The following is a 16,446-nucleotide window of genomic DNA, read 5'->3' on the forward strand; positions in this document are numbered from 1 at the left end:
TCGTGGGTGGTGGCGGGACGGTCGGGCGAGGAGGGAGGCCGCCTCGGCGGGCACCGAGGCGGCAGGGGCTGGGGGGTGGGGGCTGGGGTGTTCGGCGGGTCAGAAGGCGGCTTTGCCGCGGACCGGGACGTAGTCGGTGTACTGGGATTCCTTGGCGAGCAGTGCGTCGATCTGCGCGACGATGGCCTGGGCGGCCTCTCCGGCGAAGATCCGGTGGTGGTCCTCCTCGCTGGTCCAGCCCTCGGTGACGTGGACGACGTCGGGGTCGGACGCGGACCGGGAGACGAGGTAGACGACGCAGTATTCGCTCGCGCCGGGGCTGCCCTCGTTCAGGCCGGTCAGCAGCAGGTCGACGAGCTGGTCGCCCATGTCGGGCTTGGCGGTCAGGGTGGCGTTGAATCCGTAGTTGGCGATCATGGCTGCCTTTTTCTCGGTGGTGGAGTGCGGTGATTCCATTCAACCGGGCTGACCTGCGAAAACGTTAGAACGATGCTCGCTCGTACTTGCACAATCCTCGTGTACACAGGAGTCGTGGCGCGCAGTGGTGCTGCAATGGACGCATGTACCTTGAAGAGCTCCGCACTCTGCTGGCCCGGCATGCCCGTCCTGACGGGACCACCGCCATCGACGGCGTCCTCATCTCGAAGGTCGACCGGTCGGATCCGCCGGCGCCCTCGATGTCCGGCACGGTGCTGGCGGTCATCGCCCAGGGCGCCAAACGGCTCGCGCTGGGCGAGAGGGTGTACGAGTACGGGCCCGGGCAGTACCTGGTCGCGTCCGTTAATCTGCCGGTCACCGGGCAGTTCACCCGGGCCGACCCCGGGCAGCCGGCGCTCGGGTTCGGTCTCGTGCTGGAACCGTCCGCTGTTGCCGAGCTGCTGCAGGCCGGACCCGCAGACACCCCCCGTACCGGCGGGGGCGCACCGTCGGGCATCGCCGTCAGCGACGCCCCGGCCGCGCTGCTGGACGCGGCGGTCCGGCTGCTGCGCCTGCTCGACGAGCCCCGCGACCGGGCTGCTCTGGCCCCGCTGGTCAAGCGCGAGATCCTGTGGCGTGTGATCACCGGCGAACAGGGTGCGACGGTTCGCCAGCTCGGCCTGGCCGACAGCAGCCTCAGCCATGTCTCCCGGGCCGTGCGCTGGATCCGGGAGCACTACGCGCAGCCCTTCCGGGTCGAGGACGTGGCGCGGCTGTCCGGGATGAGTGTTTCCGCCTTCTACCGCAACTTCCAGGCGGTGACCGCGATGAGCCCCATCCAGTTCCAGAAGCAGATCCGGCTCCAGGAGGCCCGGCTGCTGCTCACCACCCACCCCGGAGACGTCACCGGGGTCGGCCACCGCGTCGGCTACGACAACCCGTCACAGTTCAGCCGGGAGTATCGCCGCCAGTTCGGCGCGCCGCCCAGCCGGGACGCCGCCCGCCTGCGTCAGACGGTGCGCACGCCGGCAGGTGTCCTCCCCTGAGCCGGCCGGGCCGCACAGGAGGATCGTGCAAGGGCGGGCGGGCGGTGGATCAGGTTACGGTTTTTGCAGGTCACAGCGGTTCGATGGGATCACCGGTTCCCCTGCGGAGCAGGAAAATGTCTGCCCGTTCCTCATCCCACCGCACCGCAGGGGGTACAGCATGTGGAACAGCGCTCCTCGCCCGCGAGTTCCTGCGCAGCCCGTGGCGGTGCCGGCACCGGAACCGGATGCGCCGCACCAGGTGAGTCGACTCGCCTTTCCGTGAGCTGCATCCGGCACGACATCGTGGCATCGCATTGCCGGTTTCGCGAATGAGTCGGATCGGCGCAGCTCCGGTCTGCTCCAAAGCCGTTTCCCCACCTGGTAGTTCGTCCTGTTCCCCGGGCTTCGGCACGTGCACCGGATGCAACCCTGCTCGGACGCGGATGCAGCGGACCGGGTGACGGCAGCGGCCTGCATCGACGGCGGTGTCGGCGGCGGGCTCGGCCGCCGCGGCCGGCCGGACCGTGCGGTACTTCAGCTCGCCGGCCCCCCGTCCAGCGCTGAAGTACGGCCCGTGTCAGGGGTGTTCGCAGCCCGCTGGGGCCGGCCGCCGACCCGGGTCGCGGCGGGCCGCAGTGTTCAGCGGGGTGGTGCGGGCGGCCGGGCACAGGTCACCACCATCGGCATAGCGGCCCGACGGCAGAGTGAGTGGACTGTCCGGCGATCCGGTGACCGCGCCGATCACGCTTCCGCAGTGATGCGGGAACACTGGTGAAGCGTCGGTATCGGAGAGTTGCGGTATCCGGCGCCCGGGACACCAAAGGGGCTTCCCTGCCTTCCTCGGATCGCCGGCCGAGCAAGTGGATCACCTGGGGGCCGGGCAGCGAAGCGCCCGTCCTGGATCTTGAAGGGCACGGAGGCGGTGTCGTGGACGGCCGGCGGCTTCGCACCACTGACGGTGTGTGCGACCGCTGCTAGCCTGCGCCCATGATCAAGGAAAGACCACCCGGCCGAATAGCTCACCTGGCGGGGGGAAGCAGGTCAGAGCGTGTATTGATCCTGGCCAGCTTCGTGAACCGGGTCGGCAATGGGCTCTTCAACACGGCGTCGGCGCTCTACTTCACATTGGTCGTGAATCTACCGGCAGTGCAGGTGGGTGCCGCCCTCACTGTCGCCGGCCTGATCGGCCTGCTCGCGGGGATACCGGGAGGCCATCTGGCCGATCGGCACGGGCCGCGCACGATCATGATGCTCGCTCTGACGGTTCAGGCAGTGGCGATGTCCGCTCTCGTGCTTGTCGAGAGCTGGGCCGCCCTCACGGCCGTCGCTGCCGTTGACCAGCTTGCCGCAGCCGCCGGCGGCGCAGCCTGGGGAGCCCTCGTGGTCCGGGTCGGTACTGACCGCCCCGCGCCGTTCAGGGCAAAGCTCCGTACGTACGTGAATCTGGGCGTCGTCCTGGGAACCGTGGGTGCCGGATTCGCGGTTGCAGCGAATACTCGTACTGCCTACATCGTGCTGATTCTCGGCAACGCGGCCAGCTTTGCACTGTGCGCCCTCCTCCTGTTTTTGCTCCCCGACTACAGAGCATTGGCGCCACCGGCGCAGCAGCGCCGCTGGATCGCTCTCACCGACCGTCCGTTCGTGACCTTCACAGCCCTCTATGGTGCGATGGGGCTGCAGTACCCGGTGGTGTCCCTGCTTCTGCCGATATGGATCTCGGAGTACACAAACGCACCGCGCTGGACCGTGGCCGCGGTATCCGCGATCAATGCTGGAGTCTGCGTCCTGTTGCAGACCAGAATCGGATCCCGCATCGAAACCCCTCGCGATGGCGGCAAAGCGTTCCGCACGGCAGGACTGCTCTTCCTCCTCAGCTGTCCGATGATGGCCCTGACCGCGCACGCTCCCGTGTGGGCAGCCGCCGGCCTCGTGGTCGCAGCGATCTTCGTCCACAGCCTCGGGGAGATATGGGAGTCCTCGGCCGGCTTCGCCCTTGGCTTCGGCCTGGCACCGGACCACGCCCAAGGCCAGTACCAGGGGCTTCTCGGGCTCGGCTTCAGCGCAGGGCAGGCGCTCGCCCCCGCCATCCTCACCACCGTCGTCCTCGGACTGGGCACGGCCGGCTGGCTGCTCCTCGGCGCGTTCTTCGCCGCCGTGGGTGCCGCGGGCCCATCGCTTGAACGCTGGGGCACGCGAACCCGGTCTCGGCAGGGAGCTGCAGCTGCGGAACCCTGCGGAGAACCGGACGAGGCGCACGCATAGCCGCCCCCCCGGTTCCGGCGAACACGTTCCTCAGCGGCCCGCCCGACTTCGACCAACCGTCCGGTCCCCATGGCATCACGCCCCCATACCCGCCGAACGGCTGGGCGCTCACGTAGGGCGAGCCGCTGGGCAGCCGGCCCAGCCGTCGCCGGTGAAGCGAGCCCATCGGCTGGCGGTGCCGGGGTGGTTGCTGTCTGATCGGGCAGGCTTCCGTCCACGACGGAGCGTGCAGGGCGGCATGAGCGCTCCGTCGTAAGCGATGCACGCGCTGAACGGGCGAACCGGCGGAAACCCGGCCAGGGGACCAGCCGCGCCAAGATCTCCAGTGGCATCCGGCTCTACGCTACGAGTACCAAGTGATCACGGTCACAGCCGGCCGGGCAGCAGGAAAACGCCCCGGTGGCCCCGCTCGTATTTCGGCCGGCGCACACCGTTGAGAAGCGCCGGATGGTGCCGCCCTTGCAGCAGGCGGCGACGTCTGGGTGGCGTTCCTCCGCCTCTGCGGCGAAGTCAGAGGGCGTTTATGCAGGTCAGGTCCGGTAAATGTCTTTCATCCGTGCCCCGTTTTGAGGCGTATGAACGGGTGAGCGGCTATCGCGCCCTCAGGGGCTGCGAACTCGACTGCCCGTCTCATCCGAGGTTGCGGCCTGAAGTCCGTCTGGTTCGAAAAGATCACGGAATCGCCCGAGCAGCGACGGAACGCCACCTTCCGGTGCGGCCCATGATCACGCTACGGCGTGAGCCAACGGAAGCCGTACCCCAGCGACCTGTCCGACGCCCGATGGGCCTTGATCGAGCCGACGTTGACGGCCTGGCGGAAAGCCCGGCTCGACCGCAGGCCCACCGGTCAGCCGCCCAAAGTCGAACTCCGTGATGTGTTCAACGCGATTCTCTATGTGAACCGCACGGGAATCCCCTGGAAATATCTTCCGCACGACTTCCCGGGCACGGCACCGTCTACTTCTACTACGCGGCCTGGCGCGACGAGGGAATCTTCGCCCAACTCAACTACGACCTCACGGGCCTGGCCCGTGTGAAGGAAGGCCGCAAGCCCGAACCCACCGCCTCCATCATCGACACCCAGAGCGTGAAGACCTCCACCAACGTGCCCGTGACCAGCCAGGGAACCGACGCCGCCAAGAAGATCGCAGGCCGGAAGCGGGGCATCCTGACCGACACGATCGGCCTCATCCTTGCCGTGACCGTCACCGCCGCCGGCCTTTCCGAGAACGCCCTGGGAATACGCCTCCTCGACCAGGCGAAGGAGACGTACCCGACCATCTCCAAGAGTTGGGTTGACACCGGCTTCAAAAACGCCGTCGTCGAGCACGGGGCCCAGCTCGGAATCGACGTCGAAGTCGTCAACAGAAACCCCGGAGTTCGCGGATTTCACGTCGTAAAAAGGCGCTGGGTAGTGGAACGAAGTATCGGGTGGATCATGATGCACCGACGTCTCGCCCGCGACTACGAAACCCTCACAGCCAGCTCCGAGGCCATGATCCACATCGCGTCGATCGACAACCTCACCAAGCGCATAACGGACGAGACCACAACAACCTGGCAAGGGACTTACTAGAGCTTAAAGGGCAATTCGGCTAGATCAAACGCCCTCTCAGAGCACGAACGCCTGGGGCGACTTCGCCGACGCCATGGTCGACTACTACAACATCCCCTAACTTGATCACTCGGTTCGGTAACCGCCGTACACGGAGGCGGCCTTCGTCTGAACATGTGCTCCGACCAAGGAACACACACGTTCAGCACGAAGGCCGTGAGGATGAGTCTGCTGCATCGCGATGCTCAGCGAGAGCCGTGAATGCACCCCACCTCGTCGCCCTCGTCCGCGCCGGAGCCCGCTTTGAACGCGGACACCTGGTCGAGCACGATGATGTCACCGCAGCCTGAACCGCTTCACCACACCATGCGGGTCCACCGGCTCAGTCCGACAGCTCCCACAACAGACGGTAATACATGATCCGTTCCGGGTCCGGCGCGACCCCGTAGGCTTCGAGCAGCGGTTCCTCCCAACCGGGACCGTAGTTCCACTGCGTACTCCACGTGGCGATGGCGAGGTCGGCCCAGCGGTCGGCGACACCGAGCGCGCCGAGGTCGACGTGGCCACTGCACCTGCCGTCGTCGCCGATCAGGGTGTTCGGAGCGCAGGCGTCGCCATGGCAGACGACGAGCTCATCGACCGGCGGGGTGTCGGCGAGCAGGCCGAGCGCACGCTCAACGGTCCCGATGTGCTGAAGGTCTTGAGGCCAGTCCGCCGGATTGATCCGGCCCGCCGCCGCTCGCGGCCGAACCGTATTCAGCCGTTGTTCGGCCGACCAGCCGAACGGGCAGTCCGCAACGGGCAGTTCTTCATGCAGGGCGCGCAGCCCAGTACCGATAGCGCGTACTGCGGTGTCGGGGTCGCGCTTCCAGTAGTCGTCCACCGCCATGCGTCCGGGCAAGCCGGCTGTGACGATCCAGGACCCCGTTTCGTCCGCGCCCTCGTCGATGACGCGCGGCACCACAGTGAACGCCGCTGCCCAGCGCAGGCGCACCACCTCGGCCGAAAGGTCGATACCACTGCCGGATGGCGTCCACTTCACAAACTGCCGTGCATCCCCCAGTCCGATCCGAAACGTCAGGCCGCCGAGTTCGTTCTCCCATACGGCCTGCACCGGCCGCCCCGCCGCCAACTCGGTGACGATCCATGGAAGCTCGACCGGTCCTTGAGGCGACGTGGCTATCACCAGGCCATTCTTGCCGGACCTGCCGACAGCCGGTCAACCAATTTTCCCGGACACCGCCGCCGGCAACTGCGGCAACTCGCAGAGAGACCCGCAGCACGGCGCGGGCGCCCCGCCTCGATCGCAAGATCGTCCAGCCATTGCGCCGCCGATCGATCCACAGGATTTGACAATTGCTCTCCCCGGAGAGGCGTGGGTCTGGGGCACGCCTGCACGGGAACGGGCCGCGCCGCACACGCCACCGATCCAACGGACACCTGGCGAGTGCCGACTATTGCTCGGCACCCTTCTATTCCTGGCCGACCATGGCGCGGGGGTTGACAATGTGGTTGAAGTCCTCGGCGTTGATGTAGCCAGACGCCAGTGCGGCCTCCCGCAGCGTGGTTCCTTCATCGTTGGCCTTGTGAGCGATTGTGGACGCCTTGTCGTAGCCAATCACCGGGGACAGCGCTGTCACCAGCATCAGGGAGCGGTCCACGAACTCGTGAACGCGGCCTTGGTTGAGTTCGACACCTGTGGTGCCTCGAAGTTCCCGGACAGGGACCCAATAGGATTGCCCTGAACAGGAAACGAGGAAGCACGAAGTGGCGCCACCCAGCAAATATTCACCGGAGTTCCGCGAGGAAGCCGTCCAGATCGCACTCCGGTCCAGCAAGACCATCTCCGAGACGGCTCGCGATCTTGAGCTGAATCCGGAGACGCTCCGGGGCTGGGTGAAGAAGCATCAGAAACAGCATGAGCCGTCTGCCGATGCAGACCTGACGGTGAGCGAGCGGGCCCGTCTGAACCCGGATCCACCGGCTGACCTCTGTGGACAACTTCTCCGGGAACGAGGAAGAGCCTTGTGACCTGCGATGATGGGAGTTCTTGAGGCTTCCAGCACGCACGATGACAAGGCTCTTCCGAGATGCAATCTTCCCATGCCGCCGTCCATGTCTCCGCACTCTTCGACGAGCCGAATCTGATCGCGGATGCGGGGCTGCTTCCGCTGATCGCGCTCGCCGAACGGGTCGGCCTGCCCGGTCTGGCCGCCCAGGTCCGCATCGAGGCGGCCGACAACAGCGGCGGCGCCCATCCGGCGGCCAAGGTGATGTCGCTGCTGGGCGCGATGTGCTCGGGGGCCGACTCCATCGATGATGCCGACCGGCTGCGGCACGGCGCAATGGACCGGGCCTTCGCCGGGATACGCGCCCCGTCCACGCTGGGCACCTTCCTGCGCTCCTTCACCCACGGCCACAACCGGCAACTCCACCGTGTGCACCGGGAATTCCTGGCCCGCCTCGCGACCCGTACCCCGCTGCTGCCCGGCGCCGGGCAGCTGATGTTCATCGACATCGACCCCACCCACCGCCGGGTCTACGGACGGGCCAAGCAAGGCGCCGAGCACGGGCGCCTGAAGGGGCAGCGCACCCTGCACCCGATCATGGCCACCCTGTCCACCCCGCTCGCCCGGCCGGTGATCGGTGCGGTCCGCCTGCGCCGCGGCAAGGCCGCCGACGTCCGCGGCGCGAAAAGCTTCGTCGCCCAGGCCCTGGCCATCGCGAAGGACGCGGGCGGAACCGGAATCCGGATGGTGCGGGCGGACAGCAAGTTCTACACCGCCGATGTGGCCGCCGCCTGCCACAGGTCCGGTGCCCACTTCTCCCTCACCACGGGCATGAACCCCTCCATCGCCGCCGCGATCGGCCGCATCACCGAGGACGCCTGGATCCCGATCCGCTACCCCGAGGCGTTCGTGGATCCCGACACCGGCGAGATGGTCTCCGACGCCGAGGTCGCCGAGACCGAGTACACCGCGTTCACCGGACGCAAGAAGGCCGAGCAGGTCACCGCCCGTCTGATCGTGCGACGGGTGCGACGCCTGAACCCGCAAGCAGCCACCGGGCAGGGCGAGTTGTTCGACTCCTGGCGCTACCATCCCATCTTCACCAACAGCCCCTTCGGCATGCTTCAGGCCGAACTGCACCACCGGCAACACGCTGTCGTGGAACAGGCGATCGCGGACGGGAAGTCCTCCGCGCTCGCCCACCTGCCCTCGGGAAACTTCCAGGCGAACGCCGCCTGGCTGATCCTGTGGGCCATGTCGCACAACCTGCTGCGGGCCGCCGGCGCCCTGGCCTCGGCCTTCCACGCCAAGGCCACCACCGCCACACTCCGCGCCCACCTGATCCACGTCCCCGCCCGACTCGCCCGCACCGCGAGGACCAAGCTGACCGCCCACCTGCCCGCCAACTGGCCCTGGCAGGCCGCCTACCAGGACTTGTTCGAGGCCGTCCATCACCCACCGTCGACACCCTGACGGCCTCCATCGACACCGCACCCTGACGGCCGCACCGGCCACCGGCACCACCGCCCCAGCCCCGACTCGCAAAACACCTCGGACAGGCCGCGACCCGAGCGCGGCGGGCGCCGCCCGCCCTCGAACCCAAGCCCCACACCACCATCAGCCCTCGGCGAGAAATCGGACCTCGGAAACATCAGCCGGTGGATCCGGGCTGAAGGAGCTTGAACGCCGTATTCGGGAAGTCGAGATGGAGAACGTCTTCCTGAAAAAATGCGCGGCGTACTTCGCGAGGGATCCCCGGTAGTGAGCAAGTACGAGTTCATCGACGAGATGCGACTCGACACGGTGGAGTACGCGTACAGCGTCGAGTACATGTGCAATCGCCTCGACGTGTCCAGATCCGGCTACTACGAATGGCGCGGCCGCCCGGATTCCGCGACGGCTCAGCGGCGCGATGAATTGAAACTGCTCATCAAGAAGGCATTCGAGGACTCAGACAGCACCTACGGCTACCGGCGCATCCATGCCCAGCTGCAACGCTGGGGCATCGCCGCGGGCCTGGAGCTGGTACGCGGGCTCATGCGCGAGCTGGGCCTAGGTCCTGTACGGAGTTCAGATCACGGTTCGGGTAATCCGCAGCGCGGAACCGTGTGCGCTTGATAGGCCATCAGGTATGGCACGTGGCGATGTGACCGATGAGCAGTGGTCCCTGATTGAGCCCCACCTCCCGCTGGGAGTATCCGGACCCATACCTGACCTGCGAAAACACTTCAACGCGACGATGTGGCGGTTCCGCACCGGCAGCCCCTGGCGAGACGTGCCTGCCGAGTACGGTCCGTGGTCGAGCGTCTACGACCGCTTCCGTATCTGGACGCGCGAGGGCGTCTTCCAGCACCTGATGGAGACGGTCATCGGTTATGCCGCAGAACGCGGTGAGGCAGACCTGTCGCTGGTCAGCGTGGACTCTGCTACCTCCCGCGCTCACCACCACGCCGCCGGGATGGTTCTGGACGAAGAGCAGTTGGAAGCGCTGGTGGAGGCCGCAGAGTCCGAAAAGGGGGCGGGAAGAAGGGACGGGAGCCGCAATACGATCAGGACGGGGACCCGGAACGAGCCGAGCGGCAGCGGTTGCGGCGACGCCGCCGGGCCCGTTTGAAGGCTGCTGAGCTCGGTCGTTCCCGGGGCGGGCTGACCAGCAAGGTGCACTTGTCAGCCGAACGGCGCTGCCGTCCACTGTCGTTCGTCCTCACCCCCGGCCAGGCCGGTGACAGCCCGCAGTTCGCGCGGGTCGTGGACAAGATCAAGGTCCGTGGCAGGAGGGGCCGGCCCCGCACCCGCCCGGACGCGGTCGCCGGCGACAAGGCGTACTCCTCCCGCCGCAACCGCGCCTACCTGCGCAAACGCCAAATCCGGGCGGTGATCCCGGAGAAGGCGGACCAGACGGCCAACCGCAAAAAGAAGGGCTCGCGCGGAGGCCGCCCCGTCAGTCACGACGCCGAGCTGTACAAGGACCGCAACACGGTCGAGCGGTGCATCAACCGGCTGCGCAACTGGCGCGGGATCGCCACCCGCTACGACAAGACTCCCGAGAGCTACCTGGCCGGACTCCACCTGTGCGGCACGATGCTGTGGCTACGCGGCATCACCCGACGAGCATGATCTGAACTCCGTACAGGACCTAGAGCCCTGCCAGCCCAAGCCGAAACGCTTCGGCCTCACCAAGAGCACAACCGGCCCCGTGCCAGACCTCGTCGGCCGCAACTTCACCGCCGGCGCCCCCGGAGAAAAACTCGTCGGAGACATCACCTATATATCGACCGGTGAGGGCTGGCTGTATCTCGCGACCGTCCTCGACTGCTGCACCAAGGAAGTCATCGGCTATGCGATGGACGACCACTACCAGACATCGCTGATATCCCGGGCCATCCGCAACGCGGCACGCAACAGGAAGCTCGCCAGGGGCGCAATATTCCACTCAGACCGTGGAAGCAACTACATGTCGGGCGAGTTCGGGCAGACACTGGAACGGTACGGCCTCCGCAGATCCGCCGGCCGTACCGGAATCTGTTTCGACAACGCCATGGCCGAATCATTCTTCGGAGTCCTGAAGAATGAACGCGTGTCCCGGGTAACGTACTTGACCCATGAGGCCGCTCGGCAGGACATCACTCGATACATCGAATTCTGGTACAATCGCAAGCGCCTTCACTCGGCGGTGGGATACCGACCTCCACTCGAAGTCCACACCGAGCACCAGAAGTTGCGAATCGCCGCGTGAAATCAACGGCAGACACCTGTCCGGGAAACGCGGGGCCCCTCAGCCCGGATCCACCGGCTGATGTTTCCGAGGTCCGATTTCTCGCCGAGGGCTGATGGTGGTGTGGGGCTTGGGTTCGAGGGCGGGCGGCGCCCGCCGCGCTCGGGTCGCGGCCTGTCCGAGGTGTTTTGCGAGTCGGGGCTGGGGCGGTGGTGCCGGTGGCCGGTGCGGCCGTCAGGGTGCGGTGTCGATGGAGGCCGTCAGGGTGTCGACGGTGGGTGATGGACGGCCTCGAACAAGTCCTGGTAGGCGGCCTGCCAGGGCCAGTTGGCGGGCAGGTGGGCGGTCAGCTTGGTCCTCGCGGTGCGGGCGAGTCGGGCGGGGACGTGGATCAGGTGGGCGCGGAGTGTGGCGGTGGTGGCCTTGGCGTGGAAGGCCGAGGCCAGGGCGCCGGCGGCCCGCAGCAGGTTGTGCGACATGGCCCACAGGATCAGCCAGGCGGCGTTCGCCTGGAAGTTTCCCGAGGGCAGGTGGGCGAGCGCGGAGGACTTCCCGTCCGCGATCGCCTGTTCCACGACAGCGTGTTGCCGGTGGTGCAGTTCGGCCTGAAGCATGCCGAAGGGGCTGTTGGTGAAGATGGGATGGTAGCGCCAGGAGTCGAACAACTCGCCCTGCCCGGTGGCTGCTTGCGGGTTCAGGCGTCGCACCCGTCGCACGATCAGACGGGCGGTGACCTGCTCGGCCTTCTTGCGTCCGGTGAACGCGGTGTACTCGGTCTCGGCGACCTCGGCGTCGGAGACCATCTCGCCGGTGTCGGGATCCACGAACGCCTCGGGGTAGCGGATCGGGATCCAGGCGTCCTCGGTGATGCGGCCGATCGCGGCGGCGATGGAGGGGTTCATGCCCGTGGTGAGGGAGAAGTGGGCACCGGACCTGTGGCAGGCGGCGGCCACATCGGCGGTGTAGAACTTGCTGTCCGCCCGCACCATCCGGATTCCGGTTCCGCCCGCGTCCTTCGCGATGGCCAGGGCCTGGGCGACGAAGCTTTTCGCGCCGCGGACGTCGGCGGCCTTGCCGCGGCGCAGGCGGACCGCACCGATCACCGGCCGGGCGAGCGGGGTGGACAGGGTGGCCATGATCGGGTGCAGGGTGCGCTGCCCCTTCAGGCGCCCGTGCTCGGCGCCTTGCTTGGCCCGTCCGTAGACCCGGCGGTGGGTGGGGTCGATGTCGATGAACATCAGCTGCCCGGCGCCGGGCAGCAGCGGGGTACGGGTCGCGAGGCGGGCCAGGAATTCCCGGTGCACACGGTGGAGTTGCCGGTTGTGGCCGTGGGTGAAGGAGCGCAGGAAGGTGCCCAGCGTGGACGGGGCGCGTATCCCGGCGAAGGCCCGGTCCATTGCGCCGTGCCGCAGCCGGTCGGCATCATCGATGGAGTCGGCCCCCGAGCACATCGCGCCCAGCAGCGACATCACCTTGGCCGCCGGATGGGCGCCGCCGCTGTTGTCGGCCGCCTCGATGCGGACCTGGGCGGCCAGACCGGGCAGGCCGACCCGTTCGGCGAGCGCGATCAGCGGAAGCAGCCCCGCATCCGCGATCAGATTCGGCTCGTCGAAGAGTGCGGAGACATGGACGGCGGCATGGGAAGATTGCATCTCGGAAGAGCCTTGTCATCGTGCGTGCTGGAAGCCTCAAGAACTCCCATCATCGCAGGTCACAAGGCTCTTCCTCGTTCCCGGAGAAGTTGTCCACAGAGGTCAGCCGGTGGATCCGGGCTCAGACGGCGGGGGTGGCCGGAGTGTGTGTGGGTCTTGGACATAGGAATCTCCTCGGGGCGACTACCCCCCTGTGCCCGACACAAGGTGCCCGTGGCGCATGTACCGTGCCCCGTCGCTCGCACCTTTGCCGATGGCGGTAAGCCCCCCTCGGCAATCCAAGCACTACGCAGATGCGCATTTGAACACGCCGGCGGACACACGTCTGTGGCCTTCGTTGCTGGCGTACGGTCCGGAACCCTTCGTCAGCCACTGCCCTTGACATAGGCTCGTGCGGTAGGCAGCCGCCTATGTGGCCTCGGCTTCACGAGCGCCCGTGAAAGCCCGGCTCAGCGTGCGCACAACCCCTCTCGACGCAGTACCTCACCAATGCCACAACACCAATCCAGGTTAGCTCCAGCCCAACCGGCCAGCAACTTCAACCAAGCGACACACATTGGCTGCGAAGGAGACGCCGACGCGGAAGGGGCGATGACCGGAAGCACCCCTCAGCACCCCTGCGGCGGAGCCAACCATGGCGATGCTCTGAACACAAAGGCGAGTCGGCCAAACTACGTGCGGCGCGGCAGCAGCCAGCCACCAGCTTCCTGTATTGCCGCATTGCGCGGCTGCCTCGCGGGTTGCGGCATTGCGCGGCGGCTTTGTCCTGCGTACCGGCTGGCTCCTCGATACCGGACGCTTGTCCCCGTTACCACCGGACGCAGGCAACTGACGGTTCCCGACAGCCTGGTGGCCGTCTGCGGCCTCATCCACCTGGGTCTGATGCAGGGTTGGGTGACAGGTGTGGTCACGCGGCCTGGAGGGCCGGTGTGGTCATGACGGTCTCGAATTCGACGGGGGTCAGCCGGCCGAGCGAGGCTTGTCTGCGGCGTCGGTGGTACGTCCTCTCGATCCAGGTGACGATCGCGATCCGCAGTTCCTCACGGGTGGCCCACTGTCGGCGGTCGAGGACGTTCTTCTGCAGCAGGCTGAAGAACGACTCCATGGCCGCGTTGTCGCCCGCCGCCCCGACCCTCCCTATCGAACCGGCCATCTGGTGGCCCGGTGAGCGCCCGGACGAACTTCCTTGCCCGGAACTGCGATCCGCGATCGCTGTGGAGAATGCACCCGGCGACGTTGTCGCGGCGGGCCACGGCGTTGTCCAGGGCTGCGACGGCCAGTCGGGACTTCATCCGATCGTCGATGGAGTAGCCCACGATCCTCTTACTGAAGACGTCCTTAGTGGGTGGGTGTGGGGTGGTTGTGTGGTGTGGGTTGTGGGTTTTGGGGTTTGTGTGTCGTGAGTGTGGTGATGGTCAGGAGGAGGGCTGCGCCGATGAGGAAGGGTGCGCGGAGTCCGAGGAGGTGGGCGATTATTCCGCTGGTGATGGCGCCGGTGGCGCTCATGCCTGCGTTGGTCATTTGGTAGGTCATGTTGACTCTGCCGAAGAGGTGGTCGGGGATGAGGTTTTGGCGTTGGGACAGGGCGATGACGTTCCATGTCAGTGATGCTGCGCCGTAGGCGGTGATGGAGCAGCCGAATGCGATGGGGGAGGAGACGGTGCCTGCTGCGGCTATGGCTGCTGCTTGGGTGGTCATGGCGAGGGTGAGTGTTTTTCTGGGGCCGATCCGTTCGGAGAGTCGGGGGGTGATGGCGGCGCCGGTCAGGCCGCCTGCTGCGAATGCTGCCATGATCAGTGCGTAGCCGAGGCTGTCGAGTCCGAGTGTGTTTTTTGTGTAGAGGACCAGGATTGTGGTGAGGCCGACGATCACGAGGTTGGAGATGCCGCCGGTCAGGCAGAGGGTTCGTAGCTGTTGGTGGTGCCATAGCCAGCGGATGCCTTCGGTTGCTTCGTGGCGGATGGATGTTCGTGGTTTCGGGGTGGTTGTGCGTGCATGGAAATTTCCTGGGAGTGCGGCGATGAGGAGGACGGCGCTTGTGATGCATGCGGCTTGCGCGGCGAATGGTGCGGCGAGTGTGGTGAGGAAGAGCAGGGCGCCGAGTGGTGATCCCAGGAGGTTGGCCATGACTTGTGCTGTTGCCTGGAGTGCTGCGTTGGCGCGGGTGCGTGCGTCCGGGGCGACGAGTGCGGGGACCATGCCGGCCCATGCGCCCGCGTACATGACCTGTGTGGTGCCGAGCAGCAGGGCGACTGTGCTGAGCAGTGCGATCGAGGCGTGTCCTGCGAGGACTGCTGTGGCGAACGCGGCGGCGGTCAGGGCGCGCAGGGAGTCGGTGATCAGCAGGACCCGTCGGCGGTCGAGGCGGTCCGCGAGGACTCCGGAGACCGGGGCGATGAGGAGCCAGGGCAGTTGTTCGGCGAGGAAGACGAGTGATACGTCGCGCGGGTCGCTGGTGAGGTGTGCGGCGAGCAGGGGCATTGCTGTCAGGGCGATGCCGTCGCCGAGGCTGGCCGCTGTCACCGAGCTCCACAGCAGGAGGAATCGGGGGCCGAGTGGGTTGTGCAGGGGCTGTGTTCGGGCCGGCATTGATGGCGGCTCCTTCGCGGGCAGGTGACCGGGGCGGCGGTTCGGGCAGGTCGGGGGGTGCGGTCGGACGGCGGGGGAGTGCTTGTTGCGTTATCCCCCCCGGGGCGTGGTCATGTGCGGGGGTTCCGGGTGCGGTGTGCGCGCAATGTGTTCCTGGTCTGGTCGGGGCGTGTCAGTGGTTGCCCGGTCGAGGTGAGGCTGTCGTGGTCGCTGTGTTTGGTATGGGCTGGGGCTCGATCGCGGACTGGCCGTAGCCGTGTTCGTGCTGTTCTGATGACGGGCGGCTGGGCCGTCCTGGGATCCGTACGAGTGCACGCTTGAGCCAGCGGTCGGTTCCGTCGTAGCGGGCGCGGAAGGGGACCCGGCCGTGCACGACGGCGTCGTTGTCCACTACGAGTACGTCTCCGGGCTCCAGGACGACCTCGGTGGATGCTTTCGTCAGTTCGTGTCCCAGTCGCCGGTAGGCGGCCCGGTAGTCTTCGCCGGCCTGGTCGAGCGGGGTGTATGCCGGGTCGAAGCGGAGGGTGAGTCCTTCCGGGGATTCCCACAGTGTTCGCACTGCGGGGGGTTCGCCGTGGAAGTCCGGGACCTTTGCGTAGGCGTCGTCGGGGAGAATGGGCACCACCGGGCGGGTGAGCTGGGCGATGTCCTGGGTGTCGAGTGCGGTGCGGCGCACGCTTGCTGCGGTGGTGGCCACCCGGTCGTGGTTGCGCATGCAGCACAGGAGCAGCAGATGGGCGCGCTGCGGGTGGAAGGCGTCTTCGGTGTGCGGACTCAGTAGGACGGTGCTGCTGGCCCCGGTCTGTTCGTTCTCGTGGCCTTTTGCGGGGACGATGTTGTTGACTGCGCGGCCGTTCTGCTGTCCCGCCCAGGCGATGGGATGCCCCATCATGTGGACGATGAGCAGCAGGACTATGTCCCAGACCGCTCCTGCGTCTCCTGCGCGGGACCAGTGCAGGGGTGTGGGGCCAAGGGTGTTGTCATCGATGTTCATTCCCCGGACGATGAACAGGCCGGCGGAAGTGAATTCCGGGGAGAACTGCTCGTGTATGGATCGTTCCAGCAGCCCGGTGGCGTCGGGAAGGGAATCCAGAAGATTCGGGGCAGTTGCGGAGCCGTGTTCCGTGAGGAGTTTTTCTGCGACCAGAATCAGTTGTTCTGCCGAATCCTGACTCAGTCTGCGAATGGGCACGGTTGATGGCATGAAAAATTTCCTTTC

At 66.8% G+C, this 16,446-nt stretch carries 12 protein-coding genes and 3 pseudogenes; 8 read left to right on the forward strand and 7 right to left on the reverse strand.

The annotated features are described in order from the left end of the window. Window positions 1–99: 99 nt before the first annotated feature. Window positions 100–417 (reverse strand): putative quinol monooxygenase, encoded by a 318-nt coding sequence (locus tag OG507_RS38870; RefSeq protein WP_327372238.1) that lies wholly within the window; start codon window positions 415–417, stop codon window positions 100–102. Between the two features lie 143 nt (window positions 418–560). Between OG507_RS38870 and OG507_RS38875 the strand changes: the two genes are divergently transcribed. The 3 genes and pseudogenes from OG507_RS38875 to OG507_RS38885 all read left to right on the forward strand — a co-directional run bounded on the left by OG507_RS38875 (window position 561) and on the right by OG507_RS38885 (window position 5,283). Further along, window positions 561–1,463: an AraC family transcriptional regulator gene (locus OG507_RS38875; protein ID WP_327371802.1), complete on the forward strand. Its 903-nt coding sequence runs from the start codon at window positions 561–563 to the stop codon at window positions 1,461–1,463. Window positions 1,464–2,432: 969 nt separating this feature from the next. Continuing rightward, window positions 2,433–3,707, forward strand: a complete 1,275-nt coding sequence (locus OG507_RS38880) for an MFS transporter (protein WP_327371803.1) — start codon at window positions 2,433–2,435, stop codon at window positions 3,705–3,707. Between the two features lie 737 nt (window positions 3,708–4,444). After that, window positions 4,445–5,283: pseudogene (locus tag OG507_RS38885) on the forward strand (IS5 family transposase). 361 nt (window positions 5,284–5,644) lie between these two features. Here the strand turns inward: OG507_RS38885 and OG507_RS38890 are convergent. Both OG507_RS38890 and OG507_RS38895 read right to left on the reverse strand, forming a co-directional pair. Continuing rightward, window positions 5,645–6,448 (reverse strand): aminoglycoside 3'-phosphotransferase, encoded by an 804-nt coding sequence (locus OG507_RS38890; protein WP_327371804.1) that lies wholly within the window; start codon window positions 6,446–6,448, stop codon window positions 5,645–5,647. Between the two features lie 286 nt (window positions 6,449–6,734). Beyond that, on the reverse strand, window positions 6,735–6,923 hold the full coding sequence (locus OG507_RS38895; protein WP_327371805.1) for a hypothetical protein: 189 nt from the start codon (window positions 6,921–6,923) through the stop codon (window positions 6,735–6,737). A 106-nt stretch (window positions 6,924–7,029) separates the two neighbouring features. On the opposite strand from OG507_RS38895, the gene OG507_RS38900 reads away from it, so the two are divergent. From OG507_RS38900 to OG507_RS38920, 5 genes and pseudogenes are all read left to right on the forward strand, one after another. Then, complete coding sequence (locus tag OG507_RS38900) at window positions 7,030–7,293, forward strand: transposase (protein WP_327371806.1); 264 nt, start codon at window positions 7,030–7,032, stop codon at window positions 7,291–7,293. A gap of 59 nt (window positions 7,294–7,352) precedes the next feature. Further along, a complete protein-coding gene (locus OG507_RS38905; RefSeq protein WP_327366649.1) occupies window positions 7,353–8,744 on the forward strand; it encodes an IS1380 family transposase in 1,392 nt (463 codons plus the stop codon). A 288-nt stretch (window positions 8,745–9,032) separates the two neighbouring features. Next, on the forward strand, window positions 9,033–9,389 hold the full coding sequence (locus OG507_RS38910; RefSeq protein WP_327371807.1) for an IS3 family transposase: 357 nt from the start codon (window positions 9,033–9,035) through the stop codon (window positions 9,387–9,389). Window positions 9,390–9,402: 13 nt separating this feature from the next. After that, window positions 9,403–10,388: pseudogene (locus OG507_RS38915) on the forward strand (IS5 family transposase). 1 nt (window position 10,389) lies between these two features. Further along, window positions 10,390–11,007, forward strand: coding sequence for an IS3 family transposase (locus OG507_RS38920; protein ID WP_327372239.1), 618 nt, complete (start codon window positions 10,390–10,392; stop codon window positions 11,005–11,007). Between the two features lie 239 nt (window positions 11,008–11,246). Here OG507_RS38920 and OG507_RS38925 read toward each other — a convergent pair whose 3' ends face one another. The 4 genes and pseudogenes from OG507_RS38925 to OG507_RS38940 form a co-directional block, all read right to left on the reverse strand. Next, window positions 11,247–12,638 carry an IS1380 family transposase gene (locus tag OG507_RS38925; protein WP_327366649.1) on the reverse strand — a complete coding sequence of 464 codons (1,392 nt, stop codon included), beginning with the start codon at window positions 12,636–12,638 and terminating at the stop codon, window positions 11,247–11,249. A 907-nt stretch (window positions 12,639–13,545) separates the two neighbouring features. Further along, window positions 13,546–13,978 (reverse strand): annotated as a pseudogene (locus OG507_RS38930) (transposase); the annotation flags it as partial. Then, window positions 13,977–15,227 carry an MFS transporter gene (locus tag OG507_RS38935; RefSeq protein WP_327371808.1) on the reverse strand — a complete coding sequence of 417 codons (1,251 nt, stop codon included), beginning with the start codon at window positions 15,225–15,227 and terminating at the stop codon, window positions 13,977–13,979. The pseudogene OG507_RS38930 and the gene OG507_RS38935, both read right to left, overlap by 2 nt. Window positions 15,228–15,399: 172 nt before the next feature. After that, the gene (locus OG507_RS38940) at window positions 15,400–16,221 is read right to left on the reverse strand and encodes a TauD/TfdA family dioxygenase (RefSeq protein ID WP_327371809.1); all 822 of its coding nucleotides are present in this window, start codon (window positions 16,219–16,221) and stop codon (window positions 15,400–15,402) included. Window positions 16,222–16,446: the final 225 nt, after the last annotated feature.

Origin of the sequence: Streptomyces sp. NBC_01217 (genome assembly GCF_035994185.1) — a bacterium.
Taxonomy (GTDB): domain Bacteria; phylum Actinomycetota; class Actinomycetes; order Streptomycetales; family Streptomycetaceae; genus Streptomyces.

Coding starts and splice junctions, on each gene's coding strand:
- OG507_RS38870 (WP_327372238.1), bottom strand. CDS start 417: ATGATCGCCAACTACGGATTCAACGCCACCCTGACCGCCAAGCCCGAC.
- OG507_RS38875 (WP_327371802.1), top strand. CDS start 561: ATGTACCTTGAAGAGCTCCGCACTCTGCTGGCCCGGCATGCCCGTCCT.
- OG507_RS38880 (WP_327371803.1), top strand. CDS start 2,433: ATGATCAAGGAAAGACCACCCGGCCGAATAGCTCACCTGGCGGGGGGA.
- OG507_RS38905 (WP_327366649.1), top strand. CDS start 7,353: ATGCAATCTTCCCATGCCGCCGTCCATGTCTCCGCACTCTTCGACGAG.
- OG507_RS38925 (WP_327366649.1), bottom strand. CDS start 12,638: ATGCAATCTTCCCATGCCGCCGTCCATGTCTCCGCACTCTTCGACGAG.
- OG507_RS38935 (WP_327371808.1), bottom strand. CDS start 15,227: ATGCCGGCCCGAACACAGCCCCTGCACAACCCACTCGGCCCCCGATTC.
- OG507_RS38940 (WP_327371809.1), bottom strand. CDS start 16,221: ATGAACATCGATGACAACACCCTTGGCCCCACACCCCTGCACTGGTCC.